This window comes from Rhizobium sp. 10N414 (assembly GCF_056394785.1).
Genome location: NZ_JBFTIN010000003.1, coordinates 68,228 through 93,083, shown reverse-complemented (window position 1 = coordinate 93,083; position 24,856 = coordinate 68,228). Strand labels below are relative to the sequence as shown.

The 24,856-nt window shown below is 59.6% G+C and carries 25 protein-coding genes; 15 read left to right on the top strand and 10 right to left on the bottom strand.

Annotated features, from left to right (window positions below; genetic code table 11):
• Positions 1–46: 46 nt before the first annotated feature.
• Positions 47–3,433 carry a YhdP family protein gene (locus AC1DE4_RS05425; protein WP_025661177.1) on the bottom strand — a complete coding sequence of 1,129 codons (3,387 nt, stop codon included), beginning with the start codon at positions 3,431–3,433 and terminating at the stop codon, positions 47–49.
• A 119-nt stretch (positions 3,434–3,552) separates the two neighbouring features.
• On the opposite strand from AC1DE4_RS05425, the gene AC1DE4_RS05420 reads away from it, so the two are divergent.
• From AC1DE4_RS05420 to AC1DE4_RS05400, 5 genes are all read left to right on the top strand, one after another.
• A complete protein-coding gene (locus AC1DE4_RS05420) occupies positions 3,553–4,026 on the top strand; it encodes a peroxiredoxin (protein ID WP_018854901.1) in 474 nt (157 codons plus the stop codon).
• Positions 4,023–4,850 (top strand): ferritin-like domain-containing protein, encoded by an 828-nt coding sequence (locus tag AC1DE4_RS05415; RefSeq protein WP_477880394.1) that lies wholly within the window; start codon positions 4,023–4,025, stop codon positions 4,848–4,850. The genes AC1DE4_RS05420 and AC1DE4_RS05415 overlap by 4 nt, the downstream gene beginning before the upstream one ends.
• A 97-nt stretch (positions 4,851–4,947) precedes the next feature.
• Complete coding sequence (locus AC1DE4_RS05410; RefSeq protein ID WP_025661179.1) at positions 4,948–6,246, top strand: M23 family metallopeptidase; 1,299 nt, start codon at positions 4,948–4,950, stop codon at positions 6,244–6,246.
• A gap of 157 nt (positions 6,247–6,403) precedes the next feature.
• Complete coding sequence (locus AC1DE4_RS05405) at positions 6,404–7,891, top strand: DEAD/DEAH box helicase (RefSeq protein WP_477880392.1); 1,488 nt, start codon at positions 6,404–6,406, stop codon at positions 7,889–7,891.
• Between the two features lie 5 nt (positions 7,892–7,896).
• Entirely contained in the window at positions 7,897–8,319 is a 423-nt protein-coding gene (locus AC1DE4_RS05400; RefSeq protein ID WP_477880390.1) for an NUDIX domain-containing protein, read from the top strand.
• A gap of 3 nt (positions 8,320–8,322) precedes the next feature.
• Here the strand turns inward: AC1DE4_RS05400 and AC1DE4_RS05395 are convergent, their stop codons facing one another.
• Genes AC1DE4_RS05395 through AC1DE4_RS05365 form a run of 7 tightly spaced genes read right to left on the bottom strand, consistent with a single transcriptional unit; the run spans position 8,323 to position 14,015 of the window.
• A complete protein-coding gene (locus tag AC1DE4_RS05395) occupies positions 8,323–8,640 on the bottom strand; it encodes a TfoX/Sxy family protein (RefSeq protein ID WP_018854896.1) in 318 nt (105 codons plus the stop codon).
• A 3-nt stretch (positions 8,641–8,643) separates the two neighbouring features.
• Positions 8,644–10,278 carry an NTP transferase domain-containing protein gene (locus AC1DE4_RS05390; protein ID WP_477880388.1) on the bottom strand — a complete coding sequence of 545 codons (1,635 nt, stop codon included), beginning with the start codon at positions 10,276–10,278 and terminating at the stop codon, positions 8,644–8,646.
• Positions 10,275–10,979, bottom strand: a complete 705-nt coding sequence (locus tag AC1DE4_RS05385) for an XdhC family protein (protein ID WP_025661182.1) — start codon at positions 10,977–10,979, stop codon at positions 10,275–10,277. Before AC1DE4_RS05385 ends, AC1DE4_RS05390 begins: the two co-directional genes overlap by 4 nt.
• Entirely contained in the window at positions 10,979–11,308 is a 330-nt protein-coding gene (locus AC1DE4_RS05380) for an XdhC family protein (protein WP_025661183.1), read from the bottom strand. The genes AC1DE4_RS05385 and AC1DE4_RS05380 overlap by 1 nt, the downstream gene beginning before the upstream one ends.
• Positions 11,305–12,567, bottom strand: a complete 1,263-nt coding sequence (locus AC1DE4_RS05375; protein ID WP_062370828.1) for a vWA domain-containing protein — start codon at positions 12,565–12,567, stop codon at positions 11,305–11,307. The genes AC1DE4_RS05380 and AC1DE4_RS05375 overlap by 4 nt, the downstream gene beginning before the upstream one ends.
• A 3-nt stretch (positions 12,568–12,570) precedes the next feature.
• Positions 12,571–13,500 (bottom strand): AAA family ATPase, encoded by a 930-nt coding sequence (locus AC1DE4_RS05370; RefSeq protein ID WP_025661185.1) that lies wholly within the window; start codon positions 13,498–13,500, stop codon positions 12,571–12,573.
• A 20-nt stretch (positions 13,501–13,520) separates the two neighbouring features.
• Positions 13,521–14,015 carry a flavin reductase gene (locus AC1DE4_RS05365; protein ID WP_018854890.1) on the bottom strand — a complete coding sequence of 165 codons (495 nt, stop codon included), beginning with the start codon at positions 14,013–14,015 and terminating at the stop codon, positions 13,521–13,523.
• A gap of 171 nt (positions 14,016–14,186) precedes the next feature.
• On the opposite strand from AC1DE4_RS05365, the gene AC1DE4_RS05360 reads away from it, so the two are divergent.
• The 4 genes from AC1DE4_RS05360 to purB all read left to right on the top strand — a co-directional run bounded on the left by AC1DE4_RS05360 (position 14,187) and on the right by purB (position 17,867).
• The gene (locus tag AC1DE4_RS05360; protein WP_477880384.1) at positions 14,187–15,269 is read left to right on the top strand and encodes a branched-chain amino acid ABC transporter substrate-binding protein; all 1,083 of its coding nucleotides are present in this window, start codon (positions 14,187–14,189) and stop codon (positions 15,267–15,269) included.
• A 39-nt stretch (positions 15,270–15,308) separates the two neighbouring features.
• Positions 15,309–15,989, top strand: coding sequence for a ribulose-phosphate 3-epimerase (gene rpe, locus AC1DE4_RS05355; RefSeq protein WP_025661187.1), 681 nt, complete (start codon positions 15,309–15,311; stop codon positions 15,987–15,989).
• Positions 15,990–16,005: 16 nt separating this feature from the next.
• Positions 16,006–16,497 (top strand): hypothetical protein, encoded by a 492-nt coding sequence (locus AC1DE4_RS05350; protein WP_018854887.1) that lies wholly within the window; start codon positions 16,006–16,008, stop codon positions 16,495–16,497.
• A gap of 62 nt (positions 16,498–16,559) precedes the next feature.
• Positions 16,560–17,867 (top strand): adenylosuccinate lyase, encoded by a 1,308-nt coding sequence (purB, locus tag AC1DE4_RS05345; RefSeq protein WP_477880381.1) that lies wholly within the window; start codon positions 16,560–16,562, stop codon positions 17,865–17,867.
• Positions 17,868–17,873: 6 nt separating this feature from the next.
• Here the strand turns inward: purB and AC1DE4_RS05340 are convergent, their stop codons facing one another.
• On the bottom strand, positions 17,874–18,353 hold the full coding sequence (locus AC1DE4_RS05340) for a low affinity iron permease family protein (protein ID WP_025661189.1): 480 nt from the start codon (positions 18,351–18,353) through the stop codon (positions 17,874–17,876).
• A gap of 71 nt (positions 18,354–18,424) precedes the next feature.
• On the bottom strand, positions 18,425–19,228 hold the full coding sequence (locus AC1DE4_RS05335; RefSeq protein WP_018854884.1) for a DUF2189 domain-containing protein: 804 nt from the start codon (positions 19,226–19,228) through the stop codon (positions 18,425–18,427).
• Between the two features lie 158 nt (positions 19,229–19,386).
• Here AC1DE4_RS05335 and AC1DE4_RS05330 point away from each other — a divergent pair, with 158 nt between their 5' ends.
• From AC1DE4_RS05330 to purQ, 6 genes are all read left to right on the top strand, one after another.
• On the top strand, positions 19,387–19,941 hold the full coding sequence (locus AC1DE4_RS05330) for an RBBP9/YdeN family alpha/beta hydrolase (protein ID WP_018854883.1): 555 nt from the start codon (positions 19,387–19,389) through the stop codon (positions 19,939–19,941).
• Between the two features lie 474 nt (positions 19,942–20,415).
• Positions 20,416–22,629 (top strand): putative bifunctional diguanylate cyclase/phosphodiesterase, encoded by a 2,214-nt coding sequence (locus AC1DE4_RS05325; RefSeq protein ID WP_477880485.1) that lies wholly within the window; start codon positions 20,416–20,418, stop codon positions 22,627–22,629.
• A gap of 231 nt (positions 22,630–22,860) precedes the next feature.
• Positions 22,861–23,625: a phosphoribosylaminoimidazolesuccinocarboxamide synthase gene (purC, locus tag AC1DE4_RS05320; protein ID WP_007532892.1), complete on the top strand. Its 765-nt coding sequence runs from the start codon at positions 22,861–22,863 to the stop codon at positions 23,623–23,625.
• A 33-nt stretch (positions 23,626–23,658) separates the two neighbouring features.
• Positions 23,659–23,901: a phosphoribosylformylglycinamidine synthase subunit PurS gene (gene purS / locus AC1DE4_RS05315; RefSeq protein ID WP_025661191.1), complete on the top strand. Its 243-nt coding sequence runs from the start codon at positions 23,659–23,661 to the stop codon at positions 23,899–23,901.
• A gap of 22 nt (positions 23,902–23,923) precedes the next feature.
• Positions 23,924–24,169 carry a hypothetical protein gene (locus tag AC1DE4_RS05310; RefSeq protein WP_025661192.1) on the top strand — a complete coding sequence of 82 codons (246 nt, stop codon included), beginning with the start codon at positions 23,924–23,926 and terminating at the stop codon, positions 24,167–24,169.
• An 8-nt stretch (positions 24,170–24,177) separates the two neighbouring features.
• A complete protein-coding gene (gene purQ / locus AC1DE4_RS05305; protein ID WP_018854879.1) occupies positions 24,178–24,849 on the top strand; it encodes a phosphoribosylformylglycinamidine synthase subunit PurQ in 672 nt (223 codons plus the stop codon).
• The last annotated feature ends 7 nt before the right edge of the window (positions 24,850–24,856 follow it).

Here is a 24,856-nt window from a genome sequence, read left to right as displayed (position 1 = left end):
TCAACGTCTCAAACAGAAAGCCGGCCTGGCGCCGGCTTTTTTGTGCCTACTGGAATTCGAAGATGTTGCGGAAAACGCCCGGCGCGATGATCGACAACGGATTGACGATCAGATCCGGCGATTCCAACTTTCCTGTGAGCTTGAAGGTAATGCCGATCAGGCCGCGATCCGTGCCGTTCCCAAGGATGATGCCGATCAACGGCAATTCGGCAAACAGCCGGTTGAGGCCATATGCAGGCATGAAGGTACCCGTCATGTCCATCCTCCCGCGCTGGTCACGAACCATTCCCTGAAACACCGCGCCGACCTGGTCACCACGCACCACGCCGTTCTCGATACTGACGACGCCGTTCTGAGAAACAATGCGCGCAAAGCCGCGCTGGAAACGCTGCGCCGATGTATCGATGTTCCGTTTTACCGCTGAATTCAGGCTTCGTTGCTCCTCGCCGACCGGCGTCGAAACGATCGAGTGCAAGCGCTGTTCGTTGACAAGCGAGAAGCGCCTGATGTCGATGGAGCCATCCCAATTGTCGCCAGCCCCTAGGCGGATCTGCATATTGAGCAAGCCGCCCATCATGTGCTGATAGAGGTCGGCGAAGCGCGAAACAGAGCCGGCATCGCCGCTCGTGACATTGATAACGCCATTTCCCTTCGTCTGGGCTACGAACGCCTCGCCGCTGTCGGTGACGCCGGTGAAATTCAGTGTCTGCAGCCTCCCGCCTGACGACACATAGGTCATCTCGGCATTGCGCAACTTCTCGTCGTTGAAACCGACGACGCGGCCGAGCTTGGCTCGAACGGATATGCTGCCGCTGTGGTCGGAGTCACCGCCGCTGCTGGACTTCAATCTCGCGATGATCGGACGTGCATCTGCACTCTCGCCTGACACGGAGACATCAAACCCTCCCTTGCCGCGCTTCACAGAAACGGAGAAGTCGTCCAGCGACGACAGTTTGACACTGTCGAAATCCGCCTTCACGAGATTGCCCTTGCCGATAACAAGCGAGCCATTTGCCCCGAATCCGTCCCCCTTGAGGACGAAGTTCTTCAACTCGGTGTTGTCTGCAGGGCCGGAGGCCTCGAATGTGGCCGTCGCGCCGATCCCCCCGCCCTTGGACCAGCCGATCCATGGGAGAGACAGCCGCGCCCTTCCAAGGTCGACAGTGACCGCCTGTCGGTCCTGATCGATGCGATTGAGTTCCACGTCGACGCTACCATCGACGATGTCGTTGAGACCGGGCAGCACCTTTTCCCGCTGATCATTGTTCAAGGTGGCAGTAATGGTCTGCTGCGGCTGGACATTGGACGACTTGTCCGTCGGCTCGACAAGCTTGATCCCGGCGGGAATGCCATCGATCAGCCCTTTTCCGTCGAGGCTGACCTGCTTTGGATCCGCGTTCAACACGCCGTCGAGACCAGTGATCTTGCGGCCCGAAAACGGTTTGGCGACATCGAGATCCTGTAGCTGCAGGACCGCTTTCCATTCAGCAGGAGGAGGATTCTGCGACGAGATCAGCCCGATGCGAGCCTGCACTTTCGCCGACACCTTGCCCCTCAGGTCCTCGGGCACGAAGCCCGCGCGCTGTAACACCTGGATCGGCTTATAGGTGAGCAATTCGCCGACCGCGTCAGCCGCGCCGGAAATGGGAAGATTGAGTTCGGCCATGAGCGGCTTGTCGTAGGTCGATGGCAGGACAAACGTGCCCTCGCCGACGTTCACCGATCGTCCGGACGGAAAGAATGCCGTCCCGCTCTTGATCGAGATTGTCGCCCGCGGACCGCTCAGATCAAAGTGGGCATTCATATCGCGGATTGGCGGGATGTCGCCGGCCACGTTCATTCGGGTATCTGCGATGTCGAAAGCAATCCGGATCTGGTTCTTGTCGAGTTTCAGCCCTTTGCCGACCGCCTCGTCAAGGCGTCCGAACGGAATGAAGACGGAGATCGATGCGTCGGTGACGGTGCCCCCGAAGAGGTTGCGCTGAACCCATTCGCGGCCCTTCGACGCCATCCAGAATGGCCACAATTGCTTGACGGCCGTTGTCTGCAACTGCTGTGACTGCCCGGCAAAGCTGATCTCCGGCGACACGTCGCCCAGACGAACATGCAGCGAGCCAAAAAGACCGCCAGCAGGACTCGAAACCCGCATGTTCGGGAATTCGAGTTCGCGGTCTGTAACGAGGTAGCGACCGGTCGCCTGGATATCGAAGGCGAGCGGTTGCTCGCCTGACGCGGTGGGGGCCGCGGTGCCGCCACTGACCAGCAGATCTATCCCGAAGCCCTTTCCTGCAGCGGCATCGATCTTGTCCAGATCGATAAGAGCGCCGGTAAGCGGTACGGATGTCGCGCCGAACTGAACACGCGATTTCGCGATCTCAAGCTTCTGCTTGTCAAAGTCGTAGGCGAGGTTGATGCGCCCTCCGCTCAACTCCTGCTGGTCGCCATCCATATAGAACTGCCCAGGCTCCAGGTCGACTGAGGCGCCGAGCGCCGGCTCGGCTTGATCGCCGGTGCGAACTGCCGAGATCGTCACATCACCAGAGCCGTCGATGCCCTGCCGGATTTGACCCTGGACATTCCGCTTGAGTGTGAACGGTCCCAGGTCGACGCCCGCCAGTTGTCCCGTCAACTTCGAGGTACGTTCGCCGGTTCTTTCGGTGATGACGCTGAGCGTCGCTGCCTTGCCGTTGATCGCGACCTCACCATCCAGCGCCAGCGCGCCTTGGCGTGTCCTTGTGAAGTCCAGGCTATTGATGACGATCGAGAGTGGACCATTCGCCGTATCGGCCAGCTTGATATCTATGCCCGAGAGTTTCACTGAGCGCGTCCCACCCCGCTCGACGAAACTGTCGATCATGTCGAGTTGAGCGAACGCAGCTTCCATCGCCGCCGGAATCTCGTCGATGCGAACGTCATCGAGCTTGAGCGGCTTTCCAGACGGCAGCAGCGCTGTGTCGAGTGCTATATCTTCCGCCTCGATCTGCGCAATCGCAATCCGACCGCGAAAGAGTTGTAGCGGGTCGAGCGCCATACGCATCGCATGTGTGGTCGACAGGTGCTGGCCGCTCTTCTCGTCAATCATGTTGACGTTGCGCGCTTCTAGCGCAAGGCGCAGGTTCGAGGTAAAGCGGATAGCAGTGGAGCCGACCTCCGCCCTATAGCGAGGCCCGATGGCCGAATTGAGTGCAGCCTGCGCCTGCCGCGTCAGCGGCCCGTCGAATATGCCGCTTTCTACCGTGAAGACAATTGCAGCGAGCACGAAGAAAATAACGGCGATGCAGCCACCCGTGGCGCCGGCGGTCTTGCGCATGCGCGAACGCGACGGCGGGCAACTGACGATCATGGGATCTTCGGCCTGCGCCGAAGGGAGCTCATGCAGTGCGACGATGTCTTTCTTGCGGAATGTAATTTTCTCGCCGCGGATCGCCGACATGCGTCTCGCCTAACTCCCTAATTTGCGGTTTGGACCAGACTGGCTGGACGACTGCCCGTCCAATATATATCTGGCAAATCACCTGTTATCCATAAACTCGGCAAAAGAAAGGTCTCTCCATGACGGATGTCAGCATCGGCACGACGGCGCCTGACTTCAATCTCCCGCGCGATGGCGGAGGCCGCGTCGCGCTTGCCGATTTCCGTGGTAAGCCGCTGGTGTTGTTCTTCTATCCCAAGGACGACACGACAGGATGCACGGCCGAATCGTTGGCTTTCACGGCGCTTGCAGACCAGTTCGAAAAGGCCGGTGCTGCCGTCATCGGCATGTCTCCCGATTCCGCAAAATGCCATGATCGCTTCATCAAGAAACATAGTCTTTCGGTTGTCCTGGCGTCCGATGAAGAGAAGACGACGCTGGCGGCCTACGGCGTGTGGAAACAAAAGAGCATGTATGGACGCAATTTCATGGGCGTGGAGCGCACAACCTTCCTCATACGTGAGGATGGGACCATCGGAACGATCTGGCAGAAGGTGAAGGTGCCCGGCCACGCAGAAATCGTTCTTGCCGCCGTGCAGAACCTGTCGCGATGACCTCTCGCTCCAGCATCACGTCCCTGCGCGGCGGAGCGATCGACGCTATCCGAGCAACTGATCTCGATAAGAAGACGACGCTCGCCCAGGAAACTGCGACGCGTTGGTTTGCTCGCACACTGTCCCTGCGTTCGCCACTTGACGCGCCGCTGCCTGAGAGGCCGGGCCGTCCTGATAAGCCGGAGTTGATACCGCCGACGCAGGTGGAGAGGCGGTCCTTGCATACCGTCAAGGGGCGCATCGCGCTGCTGCATGCCATCGCCCACATCGAACTCAACGCCGTCGATCTGGCGCTTGATATCGTTGCGCGATTCGCGACCGAACCCGTCCCGAACTCCTTCTTCGACGGGTGGATGCAGGTTGCCTTCGAAGAAGCGAAACATTTCCGCATGGTGCGCGCCCGCCTGAATGACCTCGACGCCGACTACGGTGACCTCCCCGCCCATGACGGCCTTTGGCAGGCCGCGCACGCGACGAGGAATGACCTGACGGCGCGCCTCGCCGTTGTCCCGCTTATTCTCGAGGCTCGCGGGTTGGACGTCACACCGTCGCTGCAGGCCAAGATGCGCGAAACCGGGGATTTGGAGAGCGCTGCCGTGCTCCATGTCATCTACAACGACGAGAAAGGTCACGTTGCGATAGGCGCCAAATGGTTCCGCTTCCTTTGCGTCAGAGAAAAGCGGGATCCGGCACGGACATTCCACGAGTTGGTACGCGCCAATTTCCGCGGACCGTTGAAGCCTCCCTTCAACGACATCGCCCGGGCCGAAGCAGGACTGACGCCATCCTTCTACCGATCGCTGACATCGACGAGCAACGCCTGATCCGATCACGACAGCCATACTGACCTAAGTAAATATTAACCATAATCGTGCGTAATTGCGGCAATTGAGGCATCAGCCTTCGATCGGGAGATTCTCCGTGACGCATGCACAGCATAGCCGCGTATTCGGTCAGCGAAAACAAGAGCATATCCTGATCCTGGCGAGCGGTGACCGGGTCCGTCACCTCACCGTCAAGCCGTGGATGGCGGCGCTTGTCTTATGTTTTGTCGGGGTCTTTGCGATCGGCTATCTGTTGGCCACATCCTATCTCGTGCTGCGTGACGACCTGATCGGCGCGGCAATGGCCAGACAGGCGCGCATGCAGCACGACTATGAGGACCGGATCGCCGCTCTGCGAGCTCAGGTCGATCGCGTTACCTCCCGCCAGTTGCTCGATCAGCAGGTCGTCGAAGACAAGGTCGACAAATTGATGGAGCAACAACTGGCGCTCACCTCACGCCACGGCAAGTTGGGCTCCCTTCTTGACCGGGCCGAAAGTTCCGGGCTCGGAAACAAGGCGGCCACACCACTCCAGTCCTACGCGCCCGACGCAAACGAGAAGCATGCCTCGCTCTCCGGCGCAGTTCAGGCTATCGAGAATCAGCTTGCCGGCGCTGTAGAACCTGCTGAGGCGACGCCTGATAACGCGACGCTGGCTGATGTGCCGGCAAAGGAAACCGTCGGCGACCGAGCTGACCGGGTTTTTTCCAAGGTAACGCTGTCTCTGAAGGATATTGAGCAGAAGCAACGCACCCGCATCGCGCAACTGACGAGCGATGCCGGCGGCGCCGCCAATGCCATATCGAAGGTCTTGACGCGGTTCAGGATTTCGGTCCCGGCCGAGCGCTTGAAGCAGGATGACACCGCAGTCGGCGGCCCTTACGTAGAGCCTGAGAGCAACGATGATTTCGATACGTCGCTTGCGCAGTTGGACGATGCCCTCACCCGCCTGGAGACTGTACGGAGCATGGCCGAATCGCTGCCATTCCAGAATCCGGCCGCCGGCAAGGAGATCACCAGCTCGTTTGGGAACCGGCGTGATCCGTTCCTCGGCCGCCTCGCACTCCACTCGGGCATCGATTTCCGTTTTGCGCCTGGCGAAAAGGTTCGCCCGACGGCACCCGGCAAGGTCATAGCGGCCGGCTGGACTGGCGGCTACGGCAACATGGTCGAGGTGGATCACGGCAAGGGCATTTCCACGCGTTACGGCCACATGTCGGAAATTCTCGTGAAAATTGGCGACAAAGTCGACCGCACGGACGTGATTGGCCTTGCCGGCAGCACCGGCCGGTCCACCGGTACGCATTTACACTATGAAGTCCGTCAGGATGGTCGTGCCATTGATCCCATTTACTTCATGAATGCGGGCTTGAAGCTTGCGAGTTACATACAGTAACTACGCGCGCTAACCACGTCTTTACCTCTGCACTGGCTGCAAGGCCTGTATTCCTTGACTTAAGGACAGTTTCGGCTTATGTCGCGCTGCATTGCGCCACGCAATCACGCCGACTCAACCAGAGTACGGCCGAACCGGAACGGAAACAGTTTTCCCTTTGACGACATTTGCTGATCTTGGCTTGAGCCAAAAAGTGCTTTCCGCCGTGACCGACGCGGGTTACACGACGCCAACCCCAATTCAGGCTGGTGCCATCCCCTTTGCGCTTGAGCGCCGCGATATTTGCGGGATTGCGCAGACGGGAACGGGCAAGACTGCGTCTTTCGTTCTGCCGATGCTGTCGCTGCTGGAAAAGGGCCGTGCCCGTGCCCGCATGCCCCGGACTCTGATCCTCGAGCCGACCCGCGAACTAGCCGCCCAGGTTGCGGAGAACTTCGAAAAGTACGGCAAGAACCACCGCTTGAATGTCGCGTTGCTGATCGGCGGCGTTTCGTTTGAAGATCAGGATCGCAAGCTCGAGCGTGGCGCGGATGTTCTGATCTGCACGCCGGGCCGCCTGCTCGACCATTTCGAACGCGGCAAGCTCCTGATGAGTGCTGTCGAAATCTTCGTCATCGACGAAGCCGACCGCATGCTCGACATGGGCTTCATCCCGGATATCGAGCGCATCGCAAAGCTTATCCCGTTCACCCGTCAGACGCTTTTCTTCTCGGCAACCATGCCGCCCGAGATCCAGAAGCTTGCGGATCGCTTCCTGCAGAATCCGGAGCGGATCGAAGTTGCCAAGCCGGCATCCACCGCAAAGACGGTAACGCAGCGCTTCGTTGCCTCGCATGGCAAGGATTATGAGAAGCGTGCTGTTCTGCGCGATCTTATCAAGGCTCAAACCGATCTGAAGAACGCAATCATCTTCTGCAACCGCAAGAAGGACGTGTCCGATCTCTTCCGTTCGCTCGACCGCCACGGCTTTTCCGCCGGCGCTTTGCACGGCGACATGGATCAGCGTTCGCGCATGGCCATGCTGCAGAACTTCAAGGACGGTAATCTCCAGCTTCTCGTGGCTTCCGATGTCGCCGCTCGCGGTCTCGATATTCCCGACGTCAGCCATGTCTTCAACTTCGATGTTCCGATCCATTCCGAGGATTATGTGCATCGTATCGGCCGTACCGGCCGCGCAGGCCGTTCCGGCGCTGCATTCACCATCGTCACCCGCCACGACCAGAAACATGCCGACGCGATCGAAAAGTTGATCGGCGAGAAGGTCGAGTGGTTGAACGGCGACCTCTCCGCCTTGCCTCCGCCCGAACCCAGCCGCGACGACGATCGCTCGCGTCGCAAGGGCCGTGACAAGGACACCGGCCGCGGCAAGAGCCGTCGAGGTCATAAATCTGAAATCGCCGTCGCAGATAATGACGTCGAGACGATGGAAACAGCAGCACCAGCAAAGGTCGAAAGCGTGAAGCAAGAGCCCAAAGCAGAACAAAACAAGCCGCAGCAGAGCTCGCGCGCCGCTCGTCCTTACCCGGCAAACGACGACAATCGCGACCGCCGCCGCTATCGCGACCACGACGACGGTCCGACGCCGGTTGGCTTCGGTGATGAAATTCCCGCCTTCATGCTAATCACGGCCAACGCCAAGATCTGACGAATATGGGCACGCCTGGCATCGATTTCCCGGGCCTTGGCGTTGGCCTGGTGGTTTTGCGCGACTGCAAGATCCTGCTTTACAGGCGCATGCGCGCTCCTGAAGCCGGCCACTGGAGCATTGTGGGCGGCAAGGTCGATCATATGGAGCCGTCCGAGCAGGCGGCTCGACGCGAGGCGGAAGAAGAAACCGGCCTATCGATCGGCCGCGTCAACCTTCTCGGCGCCACGGAACTGATCAGCGACGCGGATGCCCAGCACTGGATTTCCCTGCTCTATGTAGCGTCCGAGTTCGATGGAGAACCGCAGCTCACGGAGCCGGATAAGCTGTCGGACTTCGGTTGGTTCAGCCGCGCCGATCTCCCGCAGCCGCTTTCCGCATTTGCTGCGGCCGCAATCGAAAAGCTCAAGTCGGGCGAACTCCTCTAAGGTTCATTCCGCTCGGACAGCCGCTTCGTAGGCAAGCCGAACCCATCGCGCCATGACATCGGGGTCGTCATAGGCATCGTCGGGGATGGACCAATACGGCATCTTCACCGGGCTTCCCTTCTTGCCTTCATAGGCCCATTGCGACGCTCCCGCCGCCTCGAATTCCGATGCGCTTTGCTCGTCGGCCTTCAACAGCATCTCGCCGCGCACTTCGACAGCAACAATCCGCCCCATATGGTAGATGCCCTTGCCGCCGAACATGCGCCTGATGGTGACGGGTCCAAGCCCCTGAAACATTTCTTCAATTGCCGCCGTGTCCATCCCTTAGCCCTTTAAAACCCCTCCTGCGCCAATGACCGCTTCCGGCGTATCCACATCCAGATGCGCCGCATCGCCAATATCGATGTCCACGACAGGCACGCCCGATGTTTCGATGATGTACCGCGCCCCGACATCACCCTCCAGCCGCAGCACTGCATCAAATAGAGATTTAGGCAATATCACGGGATTGCCACGCTTGCCGCGCGACACCGCGCGGGTGATCGACTGGCCGCCAGATTGCCGGAAAGCTGCCATTAGCTTATCGAGATCATCACTGGACACACCCGGCATATCGGCAAGCATAACGAGAATTCCATCCGCGTCACGGGCGTGCTCGACCGAGAATCCCGTTGCGAGCGACGAAGCCATGCCCGACGCGTAATCCGGATTGTGAGCAATTGTCACGTCAAGTCCGGACAGTGCTGATTCAATCTCGCTTTTACGATGTCCCGTCACGACGATTACCGACGCCGAGCGGCTGCCGATGGCGGTCATCACCGATCGCCGGATAAGCGGCACACCGCCAAACTCCGCCAGCAGCTTGTGCGGGCCGCCCTCTCCCATCCGTCTGGCCTGGCCTGCGGCAAGAATGACTGTAACAAGCTTGCCGGCGGGGCTAGTGCGCGCCTCGGCTTCGCGTAGGCTGGGCCGCGCCTGGATTTCCATCAGAAGACCTCCCACACCCATGCAGCTGATGTCGACTGCGCTCGGCTGTTCGCCAGCCAGAATGCGGTCGAGTACCCAATCGAAGCCATTCTCCTTCGGGCTGCGTGCACATCCCGGTGCGCCGATGACGGGAATATCACCGATCCGACCGAGGACAAGCAGGTTCCCTGGATCGACAGGCATGCCGACCTGCACGACTTCGCCGCCGGCCCTTCTTATGGCTTCGGGAATCACATCCTCCGCGTCGATCACGGCGGACGCGCCGAAAAGGATGACCAGCTTCGGGGCGCTGTCGGGTAGCCGCAATGCGTCGAGAAGCGCCTGCGCTACCGGTTCGACGTGATGAGCAACCCGCGTCTCCCTCACGAGATGACTGCCTGATGCGACGAGCCGCCGGGAAAGCACGCGTGCCGTCTTGTCCATGACCGATGGCTTCAGCGACGGCAGTTCCGTCGCGATCAACGAGACCGAGCGGCCGGCAAAGGGCTTCACCTCGAAGGCGGATGTCGACCGCAGCACCTCGCATGCAAGGTCGAGTTTGGCGCCGGACACGGCGAGCGGGATGATCTTGAATGTCGCAACCATGTCGCCATTGCGAACGGGCACATGATCGTTGAGACAGGCAAGCGTGATAGCAGGGTCGATGCTGTTCAGCCGGTCGACGGCGCTGCGGCTTGCGACGAACAGGCCGTCAACAGTCGAATAGACGTTCACGCGTCCCGTGGAAGCCTCAGAGAGGCGCAAATGGTCGGGCGCGATTGCCTGCGCAAGTCGTCTCGCCGCCTCGTCCTCCCCGACGTCGCCCTCCTCCATTAGTGCAGCAATGACCTGCCCTATAGCCTCACCGCGCAGCCTTTCGATGTCGCCGGCACCGATCCTGTGTCCTTTGGACAGGCTGCCGCCGGCAAGCTTCACGGCATGGGCGAGGACCACGCCCTCGGCTGCCTCGATGGAGAATGATCCGAACTTCATTTGCTGTCACCAACCGGAGATAAGGTCCGCGTCCGCAGCGTTTGGACGATCTCCGCGAGAATGGCGACCGCGATTTCGGCTGGGCTCGACGCACCGATATTAAGCCCGATCGGCGCGCTGATTTTGGCAAGCGCGGCCTCGTCCGCACCGTCTGCGCGCAACCGTTCTAGCCGAGTCGCATGCGTCTTCCGGCTGCCGAGCGCTCCGACATAGAAACAGCCGGTCCGCAACGCCTCGGTAATGGGATAGTCGTCGATCTTCGGGTCATGCGTCACGGCGACGAGCGCCGTATAGGCGTCCAGCGGACGATCCTTGAGGACATCCACCGGCCAATCCGCCGTCAGATCGGTCCCGAGGAACCGTTCCGGCGTGGCGAAAGCCGTGCGCGGATCGATGATTCGCACATCGAAGCCAGCAAGCGATGCCATCTGCGCCAGGACCTGACTGATGTGAACGGCGCCGATAATCACGATATGGGCCGGCGGCAGATGCACGTTAAGAAAGTATCGATGCCCATCGACCTCGATTGCCGTCGATTTCCCTGAGCGAAAGGCAGCCTCGATATCCGCTCGCAAGGAGGGTTCCACTGGCTCCCCCTCAAGGACAACGGCATCTCCTCCCTTTTCGAGATCAGTCAGCAGCATGGCGGCGCGGCGCGCCCGGCGCGCGTCATTCAGCCGCGCAAGATTTGCCGCATCCATCAACTGAGCCTTTCGACATAGACACGAATCCGGCCGCCGCAAGAAAGGCCGACGCGCCACGCCGTTTCATCCGCAACACCAAACTCGAGCATCTTCCCCTTACCGTCGGCGATCACATCAAGCGCCTCGGCGATAACGGCGCCCTCGACGCAGCCCCCCGATACGGAGCCTTCGAAATTGCCGTCTCGGTCGATCACGAGATGGCTTCCGGCCGGTCGTGGCGCCGATCCCCACGTCTCGATGACCGTGGCAATCGCCACGTCTCGCCCGCTTTTTCTCCAGGCTTCCGCCGTCATTAACGGATCAAGGTCAAAAGATGTACCTGTCATGCGATGCCTTTCAATCTTTCAAGGTACCGGCGCGGGTCACATTCCGTCGATCGCGTTGCGCCGAGTGCTTCCGCGAGGTCGCTCAAGGATGATAGATTGTGTACCGGTCGGAATTCGTCAACATACGGCAGCATTGCGCGCACGCCACGCGCGCGCGGCTCGAAGCCGTCGAAGCGCAGCAGCGGATTGAGCCAGATCAGTCGCCGACACGAGCGATGCAACCTGTCCATTTCTGCCGCGAGCAGATCCGTTCCCTCGCGCTCCAGCCCGTCGGTGATCAACAGCACGACCGCGCCCTGCCCCAGCACACGGCGAGCCCACAGGCGATTGAACTCCCTCAGCGTCTCACCGATCCGCGTCCCACCGGACCAATCCCTTACCGCTGCCGCGCATTCATCCATCGCTTCGTCGGGATCCTTGTGCCGCATCTGGCGAGTGACATTCGTGAGGCGCGTTCCGAACAGGAAGGTATGAACCCTCCGGCGCTTCTCCGTTAGCACATGGAGAAAGTGCAGAAAGATGCGCGTGTACTGGCTCATCGAGCCGGAGATATCGGCGAGAACGACCAAGGGTGGCTGAACCTCGCGGATCTCGCGGTATCGCGGAAGAATGAGGCCGGCCCCGCTGCGCAATGCAGCCCGCATCGTCGCGCGCGCATCCACATGCGCGTGAGCATGCGATGGGCGGAAGCGCCGGGTCCGCACCTTGTCCAGAGGCAGCTGCAGTTTCGCAAGTGCCTTCTTGGCCGCGGCAATCTCCAACGCAGACATTTGGGCGAAGTCCATCCGCCGGAAGACTTCGTTGCCCGACATCGTAAAGCGCGCATCGATCTCGATATCAGGCTCGTCGCGCGGCGGCTTGTTGTCCCTTCGGTCGCCGAGCAAGGCGTCCGCGGCGCGGCTTTCGCCGGGCTTTGCCTTCTCCTTCTGGAGGGTTTCCGACGCCCTTGGCGACAGCATTGCGATCATCTTCTCGACAAGGTCCCGCGAGCGCCAAAAAAGGCGAAACGCCTCGTCGAAGACCGGCTTGTCTTCGTGCCGTTTGACGAAGACGGATGAGAGCGCGGCGTGAAATTCCTCACGCGACCCGATACCGATCGTCTCGACCGCCTCGATCGCATCAACGATCGCGGCCGGCCCGATCTTCATGCCGGCCTTCCGCAGTACCCTGGCAAAGAAAACGATATTATCGGCAAAACGACCGTCACCGACCGGAAGAGGCGGAAAGACAATCCCATCCTGTCGGCTTGTAGGTTCCATCCGTTATCCTGCCGCCTGCAGCTCGCCCCTGATATCCTCCAGGACTTTCGCACCGTCGCTACCCTGGATACGCGCGATGTCGTCCTGGTATTTCAGCAGTGTTCCGATCGTATCGGAAATCGTTTCCGGATCGAGCGCCAGGCGATCGAGTTCGGTCAGCGCTGTCGCCCAATCAATCGTCTCGGCTACGCCCGGGTTCTTGAAAAGATCCAGTGCCCGAAGCTTCTGTACATAGGCGACGATCTGCGCGGACAGAGCCGCATTACAGCCCGGCACCTTGCGGCGAATAATCTCCAGCTCCTGCGCGGCATCGGGATAATCGACCCAATGGTATAGGCAACGCCGCTTCAGCGCGTCGTGAACCTCACGCGTCCGGTTCGTGGTTATAATGACGATCGGTGGCTCGGCTGCACGGATAGTGCCGAGCTCGGGGATCGTCACCTGAAAATCAGAGAGAACCTCCAACAGAAAGGCCTCGAACGCTTCATCGGTGCGGTCGAGCTCGTCGATGAGGAAGACGGGCGCCCGCCCATCTGCGCTCGACAGAGCCTGCAACACCGGCCGGCGGATGAGGTATCGTTCGGAGAAGATGTCCGACTCTATCCTGTTCCTGTCGGCCAGCCCCGACGCTTCGGCCAGGCGGATTTCGAGCATCTGTGCCGGATAGTTCCATTCGTAGACAGCCGAAGCGATATCCAGTCCTTCGTAGCATTGCAGGCGGATCAGCGGCCGGCCGAGAGCTTTCGAGAGCACCTTTGCGATCTCGGTCTTGCCGACACCCGCCTCGCCTTCCAGAAAGAGAGGACGCTTCATCTTCAGGGCCAGGAAAAGCACTGTTCCAAGCGCCCGCCCCGCGAGATAATCCTGATCGCCCAGCATCGCGATCGTCTCATCGATCGACGATGGCAGCGGCGGATGAGTTTGATCCGGCATGTCTCCTCCCTTTTCAGGAGTTATAGCGTGTGGTAATCCCGGTTCATATAGACAAGCGCAGGCTTCGCCTCGTTGTACCTGACTGCCACGACCTCGCCGAAAATGATGTGGTGCGTCGACATTTCCTTGATTTCGCTCACGCGGCAATCGAAGGAGGCAAGCGCGTCGCGAAGGATAGGCGCGCCCGTTACCAGCTTGTCGAACACACCCGTCGCGAAGCGTTCGTCGTTGGTGAGCAGCGCACGCCCCGAAAAAGCATCCGCAAGCGCTTGATGATGCGCGGCCAAGGTATTCAATGCAAAGATGCCGCTCCGAAAGAAGATGTCGTTCTTCGGATTACTGTTGTTCAGGCATACCAGTACGGTCGCAGGGCTATCGGATACCGAGCAAGCGGCAGTGATCGTCACGCCTCGGCGCTCCTCGCCGATCGCCGTCGTTACGAGCTGCACATGGCCGCCAAAGCGGCTCATCGCATCCCGGTAGAGGCGCGGGTCGATCGGTTGCTTGTTCAACAAAGGCATTCTCCATCCGGCGTTACCGGTTTTGCTGTTTTCTATAATATGAAGGTGATCGGTTACCTTTTCTACAAAAGCCAGGCGAAAAGCTTCCCAACCGTGCGTTTTTCTTTGACGATCGATGCCGGACGGATAAAAGAGCAGGACAAACGACACGGACCTGCGGCTTTTATGAATACTTTGCGTGGCCTAGCACTTCTGCCGATGCTGCTCCTTGCGGCCGGAGATTGCCATGCCTCCGGCCTCACGATTGGCGTTGTTGCGCCACAGACTGGCAACCTCGCGCCAATCGGAGCCCAGATCATTGCCGGTGCCACTGCCAGGATCCAGCAGGATGGCAACACGATCGTCACGGTCGCGGAGACTTGCGAGGAAAACAGCGGCGCGGCGATCGCTGACGCGTTGATCAATGCCAAGGTCCAGGTAGCCGTAGGCTTTCTCTGCAGCGAGACGCTCGAGGGCGCACTGCCAAAGCTGAAGGATGCCAATATCCCGGCGATTACCATCTCGGTGCGCTCACGCATCCTCATGGAAGACGCGCTAAAAAATGCCTGGCCGCTCTATCGAATCGCGCCGGCCGATGGCGCGGAAGCGGAGAAGATTATCGAGGTGATCGTACGGGAGTGGGCGGCCTCGCCGATCGCACTGGTCGAAGACGGCACTATCCATGGCCGGGAGCTTACGGAAGCGATCCGAAACGCGCTCGAGGAAAAAGGCCTCAAGCCGGTATTCACCGACACCTATCGACCGGGCCAGGAGCAGCAGGTTGCTCTTGTACGCCGCCTGAAGAAGGCCGGGGCGACAAAGGTATTTGTCGGCGGGGATCGCAGCGACGTTGCAGTGATCGCACGTGACGCAGCGGCGGAAAAGATTCAACTCGATATCCTCGGTGGCGACGCCATGCGGGCTGCCAACCAACCGCTCGCGCTTGCCGATGGCGTTTACGCCGTTGCCCTGCCGGACTATGCGGCGCGGCCGGAAGCGAAGTCGGTTGTCGATGCGTTACGCGCCGGCGGCGTCGAGCCGGAGGGCTATGTACTGCCTGCTTATGCAGCTGTGGAAATCGCGACGAAGGCTGTCCAGGATGCCGGCGCTGATGATAGGCCGATCGCGCAGCATATCGGTGGCACCTCCTTCGAGACGATTATCGGAAAGATTGCTTTCAACGCCGGCCATGAATTGGCCGATAACCCCTACCGCCTGCTGCTATGGCACGCCGGTTCGTTCGTGCTGCCAAGCGCTCCGATCGAATAGGCTTTGCCGCCGCTGCACGAGTTTTACGGAGAGACGTCAATGACCACGCCCATTCGCATCGCGCCATCCATCCTTGCCGCCGATTTTGCCAAACTGGGCCAGGAAGTCCGTGACGTGACCGCGGCTGGAGCCGATTGGATTCACCTCGACGTCATGGACGGTCACTTCGTCCCAAACATTTCCTTCGGCCCTGATGTGATCAAATCGCTGCGTTCCTATACGGACGCCGTTTTTGATTGCCATCTGATGATTGCACCTGCCGATCCTTACCTGGAGGCCTTCGCCAAGGCGGGCTGCGACCGCATTACCGTCCATGCAGAAGCCGGGCCGCATCTCCACCGGTCGCTTCAAACTGTGCGCAGCCTGGGCAAAAAGGCCGGCGTCACCCTCAATCCGGCCACGCCGCTTTCGGCACTAGAAAATGTCCTCGACGACGTCGACCTCATCCTTATCATGTCGGTAAACCCCGGATTTGGCGGACAGAAATTCATTCCCGCGATGGCGGACAAGATTGCCGCCGCGCGGTCACTCATCGGTGATAGGCCGATCGATCTCGAAGTCGATGGTGGAGTAACAGTCGAAACGGCGCCGATCGTCGGCAAAGCTGGCGCCAATGTTCTCGTCGCAGGTTCGGCGATCTTCAAGGGCGGCTCGGTCGAGGCCTACAAGGCGGCCATCAGCGCCTTGCGCAGTGCCGCCGAAGGTCAGTCCAAGTCGTGATGAAAGCAGGCCGTCCTTGATCTCCGAGCGGCTCAAGGCGGCGCGCCCGCCTCTCCCCGATCTATTCGCAGGCGCAGTGCTCTGGGGCACGCAGATGCTCGCGTCCGCGATGGCCGCGCTCTGTTTCAGAAACGGAATGGAGACGGCACATCTCCGCGACCTCGCGCTACTCTATTTCACAGGCGGATTGCTGGCTTGGCCATTCATGTTGCCATTGGGTCGATTCCTTGCGCACCGACGCTCGCCGGAGACGCGTTTTGCAGCCTTCTTCCTGACACTTGCTGCCGGGACGATCCTGATGACCGCCTTTCTATTCGCCATGGACTACCGGGTCTTCTACTCGGCGTGGCACGCTTCTTTTGGATCCCTGACGTGGGTGTTTCAGTTCGTCTTCACCGGTGCCAGTGCAGTCTATCAGTTCGCCGTCCTTGGAATTCGCCTGTTTCTTCCGCTCGGCCTTCTCTGCCTTTTCGGCACTAGTGTTGCGCTTGCTAAACGCATGCGTTGAGATTGCCGCCTGTCTTTGATACAGGGGCGCCAGCATTTCCTTATGAACGAAAGCAGGAAGCCATGATCCCGCGCTATTCCCGGCCAGAGATGGTCGCCATCTGGTCGCCCGAAACCAAATTCCGCATCTGGTTCGAGATCGAGGCTCACGCCTGCGATGCGCTCGCCGAACTGGGTGTCATCCCGAAATCGGCTGCGAAGACGATCTGGGAACGAGGCGGCGCCGCCACGTTCGACGTTGCGCGGATCGATGAAATCGAGGCCGTCACCAAGCACGATGTCATTGCCTTCCTCACGCACCTTTCAGAGATCGTCGGTCCCGATGCGCGTTTCGTCCACCAGGGCATGACGTCTTCTGACGTTCTCGACACCACATTCAACATCCAACTCGTCCGCGCAGCCGACATCCTGCTCGCCGACATGGATCGTCTGCTCGCCGCTCTCAAGGCACGCGCCTTCGAACACAAGGACACCGTCCGCATCGGTCGCAGCCACGGCATTCATGCCGAGCCGACCACGATGGGCCTGACGCTCGCGCGCTTCTACGCCGAGATGAGCCGCAACCGCGCCCGCCTGCTGGCCGCGCGTGCCGAAATCGCCACCGGTGCGGTCTCCGGCGCTGTCGGCACTTTCGCCAATATCGACCCGCGCGTCGAGGAACATGTCTGCGCCAAGCTCGGCCTGGTGCCGGAGCCGGTTTCGACGCAGGTCATTCCGCGCGACCGGCATGCGATGTTCTTCGCCATCCTCGGCGTCATTGCCTCTTCGATCGAAAACGTCGCGATCGAGATTCGCCATATGCAGCGCACGGAAGTCCTGGAAGCTGAGGAATACTTCTCGCCCGGCCAGAAGGGCTCTTCGGCCATGCCGCACAAGCGTAACCCGGTCCTGACTGAAAACCTGACCGGTCTGGCGCGCCTGGTGCGCATGTCGGTCGTTCCCGCCATGGAGAACGTCGCCCTGTGGCATGAGCGCGATATCAGCCATTCGAGCGTCGAGCGCGGCATCGGGCCCGACACGACGATCACGCTCGACTTTGCCCTCAACCGTTTGGCCAGCGTCATCGAGAAGCTCGTGGTCTATCCCGACAACATGATGAAGAACCTCGACAAGTTCCGTGGCCTCGTGCATTCGCAGCGCGTGCTTCTGGCGCTGACACAGGCAGGCGTTTCCCGCGAGGATGCCTACCGGCTCGTCCAGCGAAACGCCATGAAGGTGTGGGAACAGGGCAAGGATTTCCTGGAGGAGCTGCTTGCCGACTCCGAGGTCCGTGCCGCGCTCTCCGAAGAGGAAATCCGCGAGAAATTCGACCTTGGCTATCATACCAAGCACGTTGATACGATCTTCCGGCGCGTCTTCGGCGCTGCCTAAGCTGGATTACCGAGACGGCGCCTTCACGGGCGCCGTTTTACGCTTCGTCTTCTTGAGCCTTGCCGACGCGCTCGCCTCGCCTCCACCATTTTGACCGTTGGACGCTTTTGACGACCGTTGATTGCGAACGCCTTTCGCCGCCTTGGCAACGAGGCGATCGAGATGTTGGAGGTCCTCGTCGTCAAGATGCTCGATGCCGATGAAGCGGTTTTCCGCGTGGCTGGTGAGTATGATTTCGTTGAGTTTGGCCTGCACCGCCCGAGCATCCCGCGTCTGCGCGTTCTGAAGCACGAACACCATCAGGAAGGTAATGATGGTCGTTCCGGTGTTGATGACCAGTTGCCAAGTCTCGGAGAAATCGAAGACCGGGCCTGTCCCTGCCCATACCGCGACGAGTACGACCGCCAGCACGAACGTGGCGGGCCTGCCTGCCCATTCAGAAGTCCTGCTGGCAAAGCGGGTAAACAGATGCTGCGGCGTTGCCATGTATAACCTCCCTCGGTATTCGCCTCAGCGAAACTCCCAGGGAGGTGTTGCAGTTCCCGGCGCCCTGACTGTCAGACCACTGGCGGTGCCACAAGCTTCCTATACAGGTGCCAACTGGCATGCCCGAGGATCGGCATCACCAACGCCAAACCGACAAAGAGCGGGATGGTGCCGACGATGAGAGAAACGGCAATGATCAGCCCCCAGCAGAAGACGGGGATCGGGTTGGCGACGGTCGCTCTGACCGATGTCTCCATCGCGCAGACGAGACCGACATCCCGATCCAGCAACAACGGGAAGGTGACGACGGTCGTGGCCAACACGATAATAGCAAAGCCCAGACCAAGCACGTGTCCCCAAATGATCAACTGCAGCCCTGCAGCCGTGCCGAAGATCTCTGAGAGGAAGAGCGAGATCGATCGCGGGAAAACGTCGCCGAACACGTTGGCATAGAGCGTCTGCGCAGCGACAAGCCAGACGACGAAGAAGCCAAACAGCAACAATCCGCCAGCAATGATCGATGGAAACGCTGGCGATCCTGTTACCTCGAGCGCGTGCCTCCACGAGGTATCCATGCCAGCTTCGCGCCTGCGACTGATCTCATAGAGCCCGATCGCGGCGATAGGGCCGATCAGTGCAAAGCCCGATACCAGCGGAAAAATCATCGGCAGGAGGTTAGCACTTGACGTCGCGACAGCGAGAAAAATGCCGGCAATCGGATACATCAGGCACAAAAATACATAGTGGGATGGTTTTTCACGAAAATCGTCGAGGCCGCGCCGTAGCGCATCAAAGACATCCGAAACGCTGATCTTGTTGACGACCGGGCGTGTGTAGACATCGCTTGCACCCGACATAACATGGAATGCCGTCATGGCTTTCTCCTCCTCAGCCAAGATAGCCGGCAGCGAAAGGATCGGCGACAACGCCGATACGAGACGCAACCGGCACTGCCAAAAACATAACAAATTTCAGAGGCCTTGTCCCACCCTCCCTTGACATCGCCGTCAAGCTTTCTCACATCCGCGCCATCATGAAAGCTTCAGACGCCGAAATCCTCATCATTCCCGGTTATACGAATTCCGGCCCCGATCATTGGCAAAGCCGCTGGGAGGCCAAGCTCAGCACGGCTCGTCGTGTCGAACAGGCAGAATGGTCGAAGCCGGTCCGCGACGATTGGGTTCAGCGGATCGCCGAGGAGGTGAACGCTGCCACGCGACCGGTGGTGCTGGTTGCGCATTCGCTTGGCATTCCATCGGCGATCCATGCAATTCCCCATTTTCGCAACAAGATAGCCGGGGCATTCTTCGTTGCACCGCCCGATGTCGCCAATCCGGCAATACGGCCGAAGCACCTGATGACATTCGGCCCGTACCCGCGGGATCCACTTCCCTTCCCGACAATCACGATCGCCAGCCGCAACGATCCCTTCGGCAGCTACGAGCACGCCGATGACATCGCTGCAAGCTGGGGATCCCTCCTCATTGACGCTGGTGAGGCCGGCCATATCAACACCGAGTCCGGCCACGGGCCTTGGCCGGAAGGAACAATGGTGTTTGCCCAATTCCTTGGCCGTTTGAAGCCGTAATACCGGACGCTTTGGCAGAACCGCAATTCACAGTCGGGCATTGCATCGCCGCGCCCAGCACGGGAACGCTCGGGCGGTTTTAGCTGAGCAATCGGCTAGTCACCCTCTCCGCGAATGAAGAGAACGCCCGCCAGGCCCACAAGAACGATGCATTGCAGTATGAACATCGGCCATTCTGGAGACATCGCATTCCCTCCGCCAATTGGGGCGATATAGGGCACCGCTGCACAAGTGAATGGGCATTGTCGAACCTTGTCTGCGCCCCTCAGGCTACGCAGGGCGGAACGCACAACCAAGTAATTGTTTTTACGTGGATATTATTTTTATGGCATTAAGGGCTGTTTAATTCAATGCATCCAAAATATACACGCGCCAGGAGAGCGAGTACGCAGATTGAAACGATCGACACCCGGCAACCGGGGCAAACCGAAGACCAAGCTTCATGCGACCGGGCTCGACGACCACGCGCCCCCAATAAATAGCGCCGAACTCTCGGAGCGCGAGAGTCGCTGGAACTACGCTCTTGTCGGGTCAGGCCTCGGCGTCTGGGACCACGATCTTCGTCTTGGCAAGCGTTACTATTCCGATACCTGGAAGACCATGCGTGGCATGGCGCCCGATGAGGATGCCGACGGGGATTATGACACTTGGATTGAACTCATCCACCCCGATGATCGGGAATTCGTCGTAAGGGCGATCGATCGTCAGAATGCAGGCGATCCGGACTATCAGATTTTCGTGTATCGCGAGCGCCACAGGGACGGCCACTGGATCTGGATCGAATGCCGTGGTGCTTGTGTCGAATGGGACGAAAATGGCGCCCCTGCCCGCCTCGTCGGCACCGATACCGACATCACCGAGCGCAAGGAGGCGGAGGAGCGGCTGGCGCACGTGTCGCGACGCCTCGATCTCGCGCTTGATATCTCCAATATCGGCGTCTTCGAGGCCGACATCGAGAATGGCACTGTCGATTGGGACGACCGTCTTCTGGCGATCTACGGCATTACTGGGACGTCGCCAGCCACCACGGGCGATGCCTGGGAGGCTTCGCTGCATCCCAATGACAGGGAACGTGTGCTAGCGACCATCAACGAGAGCATCGCTGACAACACCGATTTTGAGCACGAATTCCGCATCATCCGGCAGGACGGCATCGAGCGCGTCATCCGCGCAAAGGCGGCATTTTTTCTCGACAGCGACGGACGCCGCAAGCTGATCGGTGCGAATTGGGATGTCACTGCCGAAGTCCGGCTCAATAACGAGTTGCAGCGCGCCAAGGATCTCGCCGAAGCCCGCAATAGGGAGCTCGAAAGCGCCAAGGAAAACATCGAGCACCTGGCGCTGCATGATTACCTCACCAACTTACCCAATCGCCGATACCTGGATCGCATGCTGGACGAGCGTTCCGCCGAATGTCGCCGGACCGGCCTGACGCTCGCGATCCTCCATATCGATCTGGATCGCTTCAAGCAGATCAACGATACGCTCGGCCACCGTGCCGGCGACGCGATGCTGAAGCACGTTGCGCAGGTCCTGAAAAGGAACGTCCGTTCCACTGATTTCGTCGCTCGTATTGGTGGCGACGAGTTCGTGGTCCTGTGTACCCTCGACGTCACACCAAGGAAGATCTCTAATCTGGCCGAACGCATCATCCGCGAGCTCTGCAAGCCTATTCGCTACGAGGGCCATGATTGCCGTTTCGGCGCAAGTATAGGAATCGCCACGGGGGACGGTCCGGCGCTGGATGCCAAGCAACTTCTGCTAAATGCCGATATCGCGCTCTACCGTGCAAAGAGCGGCGGACGCAATCGCCACGAATTCTTCTCGACCGATGAGCGCCGCCGCATCATCGCCAGCAAGCGACTGGCCGACGAAATCCTGCTGGGCCTGGAACGCGGCGAGTTTATTCCGTTCTACCAGTTGCAGTTCCAGGCGCGAACGCTCGAGGTTGCCGGCGTCGAGACGCTGGCGCGTTGGCAGCACCGCGAACACGGTTTGCTGGCCCCCGATCGCTTCCTCGCGATTGCCGAAGATCTGGATGTTGTCTCGACGATCGACGGTCTTATCCTCGAGCAGGCACTGGCGGATCGCCAGCGATGGGAGGATGAAGGGCTTCGCATCCCGAAGATCGCAGTCAACGTCTCGTCTCGTCGCCTCGCCGAACCGAACCTTGCGAAGAAGCTTCGCGGACTGAAGATCGAGCCTCGCACGATCTCCTTCGAACTGCTTGAATCGATCTCGCTGGACGATTGCGATGATGCCGTGACCGCCAATCTCCGGCAGCTACGCCGCCTCGGCATCGATATCGAGATCGATGACTTCGGCACGGGCCATGCGTCGATTGTTAGCCTTTTGAAGCTGAGCCCGAAGACCTTGAAAATCGACCGCGAGCTGATCCGCATGCTGCCCCACTCGGCAGAGCAGCGGAAGCTCGTCCGTTCGATCATCGACATCGGTCGTTCGCTAAACATTCTCGTCACGGCTGAGGGGGTGGAGACGATGGACCACGTCCGAATCCTCTGCGACCTCGGTTGCGACATGCTCCAGGGCTACGCGCTGGCCCGCCCGATGCCCGCACTGCAGATAGCGCCCTTTGTACGCGCTGCGTCCTGGCGGGGCGTGGAAGGCCCTGCCCGCGGCCTGCAACAGGACCTGCGCAAGTCGATCAACAGCTCCCGCCAAAGATAAAGGCCTGCATGACTCCGCCGAGACGGACGGCTCACATTCCGTTGATCGCAAAAAACCTGTAAACTGCTACGCAGAAAGTCTTCGATTCTCTTAGCGGCACTCCGGCAATCCCGGATTCCGGGGAAGGAGTGACAGGCGGATTGTGAAACCCTCGCTTTTCCTTTAAGGGGACGCCACGAGATCGATCCACTCGCGCTATCCCAAGAGCGCCAACGATAGAGAACAATTGCAATGAACCGTCGCCGCCGTATTTACGAGGGCAAGGCCAAGATTCTGTATGAGGGCCCGGAACCGGGCACGCTGATCCAGTTCTTCAAAGACGATGCCACCGCCTTCAACAAGAAAAAGCACGAAGTCATCGATGGCAAGGGCGTTCTGAACAACCGCATTTCGGAATACATTTTCAGCCATCTGAACAAGATCGGCATTCCGACGCATTTTATTCGTCGCCTCAACATGCGCGAGCAGTTGATCCGCGAAGTCGAAATGATCCCGCTTGAGATCGTTGTACGCAACGTTGCCGCCGGCTCGCTGTCCAAGCGCCTTGGCATCGAGGAAGGCGTGGTGCTGCCACGCTCGATCATCGAGTTCTATTATAAGTCCGACGCGCTCGACGATCCGATGGTTTCCGAGGAGCACATCACGGCATTTGGCTGGGCGAACCCCGCCGAACTCGATGATATCATGGCGCTTGCCATTCGCGTCAACGACTTCATGACCGGTCTTTTCCTCGGCGTCGGCATCCAGCTTGTCGACTTCAAGATCGAATGCGGTCGCCTGTACGAAGGCGACATGATGCGCATCATCCTGGCCGATGAGATTTCGCCGGACTCCTGCCGTCTCTGGGATATCGATACCCGTGAAAAGATGGACAAGGACCGCTTCCGCCGTGACATGGGTGGACTTCTCGAAGCCTACTCAGAAGTTGCGCGCCGCCTCGGCATCATCAACGAGAACGAGCCTGTGCGCGGCACCGGCCCAGTGCTCGTAAAGTAAGACTATCAGGCAAAGCAAGACAGGGAAGATAAAGTGATCAAGGCTCGTGTAACCGTCACGCTGAAGAACGGCGTTCTCGATCCGCAGGGCAAGGCGATCGAGGGCGCTCTCGGTGCTCTCGGCTTCGATGGAGTCGGCCATGTCCGGCAGGGCAAGGTTTTCGACGTCGAACTCGAAGGCGCTGACAAGGCGAAAGCGGAGAGCGATCTCAAGGCAATGTGTGAGAAACTCCTCGCAAATACGGTGATCGAGAACTATAATATTTTCGTCGACTAATCTTGGTCGTGGAGCGCACTCGATGGCTGAATTGACGCAAGAGCTCATGCTTGAGTTGTTGACGAAGATGAACGAGCACATCGATACGCTGGATGCGTCGCTTGACGAGATCCGAAGCGAAATGCATTGCATGCGCGACACGATGACCACGATGGAGCAGGAAATACACAGTATTTACGGTGTCCTCGGTCGGCACGAAGGCCGGCTGGAGCGTATTGAAAAGCGTCTCGTACTCAGAGAACTTGCAGAAGCACAAACAAGGTTTTAGCCGCACTCATGAAATCAGCCGTCGTTCAACTTCCGGGTCTCAATCGCGATCGAGACATGATCGCAGCACTGACGAAAATCTCCGGTCACGCGCCGGTGACCATCTGGCAAACGGAGACGGATATTCCGGACGTCGACCTGATCGTCATCCCCGGCGGCTTTTCCTATGGCGACTACCTCCGGTGCGGCGCTATCGCAGCGCGCATGCCGGTCATGCAGGCAATCATCGAAAAGGCAAACAAGGGCGTCAAGGTTCTCGGCGTTTGTAACGGGTTCCAGATCCTGCTCGAGGCAGGTCTGCTTCCTGGCGCGCTGATGCGCAATGCCTCGCTCAAATTCGTCTGCCGCGAGATCAAGCTCGAAGTCGTCAACGCCGACACCGATTTCACCCGCGCCTATTCCAAGGGTCAGATCATTCGCAGCCCAGTCGCCCATCACGACGGCAACTACTTCGCCGACGCCGAGACCCTGGCAAAGATCGAAGGCAGCGGCCAGGTCGTATTCCGCTATGCGGAAGGCACCAACCCGAACGGCTCGATCAACGATATTGCCGCGGTCATGAACGATAAGGGCAACGTCCTCGGCATGATGCCGCATCCCGAAAACCTCATCGAAGCAGCGCATGGCGGTTCCGACGGCCGCGGTCTGTTTGCATCCGCCCTCGAGGTAATCGCAGCTTAACCTTCGG

Bases quoted from the DNA above. Each gene is read 5' to 3' on its own strand.
- AC1DE4_RS05425 (WP_025661177.1), bottom strand. From the start codon at position 3,433: ATGTCGGCGATCCGCGGCGAGAAAATTACATTCCGCAAGAAAGACATC.
- AC1DE4_RS05420 (WP_018854901.1), top strand. From the start codon at position 3,553: ATGACGGATGTCAGCATCGGCACGACGGCGCCTGACTTCAATCTCCCG.
- AC1DE4_RS05415 (WP_477880394.1), top strand. From the start codon at position 4,023: ATGACCTCTCGCTCCAGCATCACGTCCCTGCGCGGCGGAGCGATCGAC.
- AC1DE4_RS05400 (WP_477880390.1), top strand. From the start codon at position 7,897: ATGGGCACGCCTGGCATCGATTTCCCGGGCCTTGGCGTTGGCCTGGTG.
- AC1DE4_RS05395 (WP_018854896.1), bottom strand. From the start codon at position 8,640: ATGGACACGGCGGCAATTGAAGAAATGTTTCAGGGGCTTGGACCCGTC.
- AC1DE4_RS05390 (WP_477880388.1), bottom strand. From the start codon at position 10,278: ATGAAGTTCGGATCATTCTCCATCGAGGCAGCCGAGGGCGTGGTCCTC.
- AC1DE4_RS05385 (WP_025661182.1), bottom strand. From the start codon at position 10,979: ATGGATGCGGCAAATCTTGCGCGGCTGAATGACGCGCGCCGGGCGCGC.
- AC1DE4_RS05380 (WP_025661183.1), bottom strand. From the start codon at position 11,308: ATGACAGGTACATCTTTTGACCTTGATCCGTTAATGACGGCGGAAGCC.
- AC1DE4_RS05375 (WP_062370828.1), bottom strand. From the start codon at position 12,567: ATGGAACCTACAAGCCGACAGGATGGGATTGTCTTTCCGCCTCTTCCG.
- AC1DE4_RS05370 (WP_025661185.1), bottom strand. From the start codon at position 13,500: ATGCCGGATCAAACTCATCCGCCGCTGCCATCGTCGATCGATGAGACG.
- AC1DE4_RS05360 (WP_477880384.1), top strand. From the start codon at position 14,187: ATGAATACTTTGCGTGGCCTAGCACTTCTGCCGATGCTGCTCCTTGCG.
- rpe (WP_025661187.1), top strand. From the start codon at position 15,309: ATGACCACGCCCATTCGCATCGCGCCATCCATCCTTGCCGCCGATTTT.
- purB (WP_477880381.1), top strand. From the start codon at position 16,560: ATGATCCCGCGCTATTCCCGGCCAGAGATGGTCGCCATCTGGTCGCCC.
- AC1DE4_RS05340 (WP_025661189.1), bottom strand. From the start codon at position 18,353: ATGGCAACGCCGCAGCATCTGTTTACCCGCTTTGCCAGCAGGACTTCT.
- AC1DE4_RS05335 (WP_018854884.1), bottom strand. From the start codon at position 19,228: ATGACGGCATTCCATGTTATGTCGGGTGCAAGCGATGTCTACACACGC.
- AC1DE4_RS05330 (WP_018854883.1), top strand. From the start codon at position 19,387: ATGAAAGCTTCAGACGCCGAAATCCTCATCATTCCCGGTTATACGAAT.
- purC (WP_007532892.1), top strand. From the start codon at position 22,861: ATGAACCGTCGCCGCCGTATTTACGAGGGCAAGGCCAAGATTCTGTAT.
- AC1DE4_RS05310 (WP_025661192.1), top strand. From the start codon at position 23,924: ATGGCTGAATTGACGCAAGAGCTCATGCTTGAGTTGTTGACGAAGATG.
- purQ (WP_018854879.1), top strand. From the start codon at position 24,178: ATGAAATCAGCCGTCGTTCAACTTCCGGGTCTCAATCGCGATCGAGAC.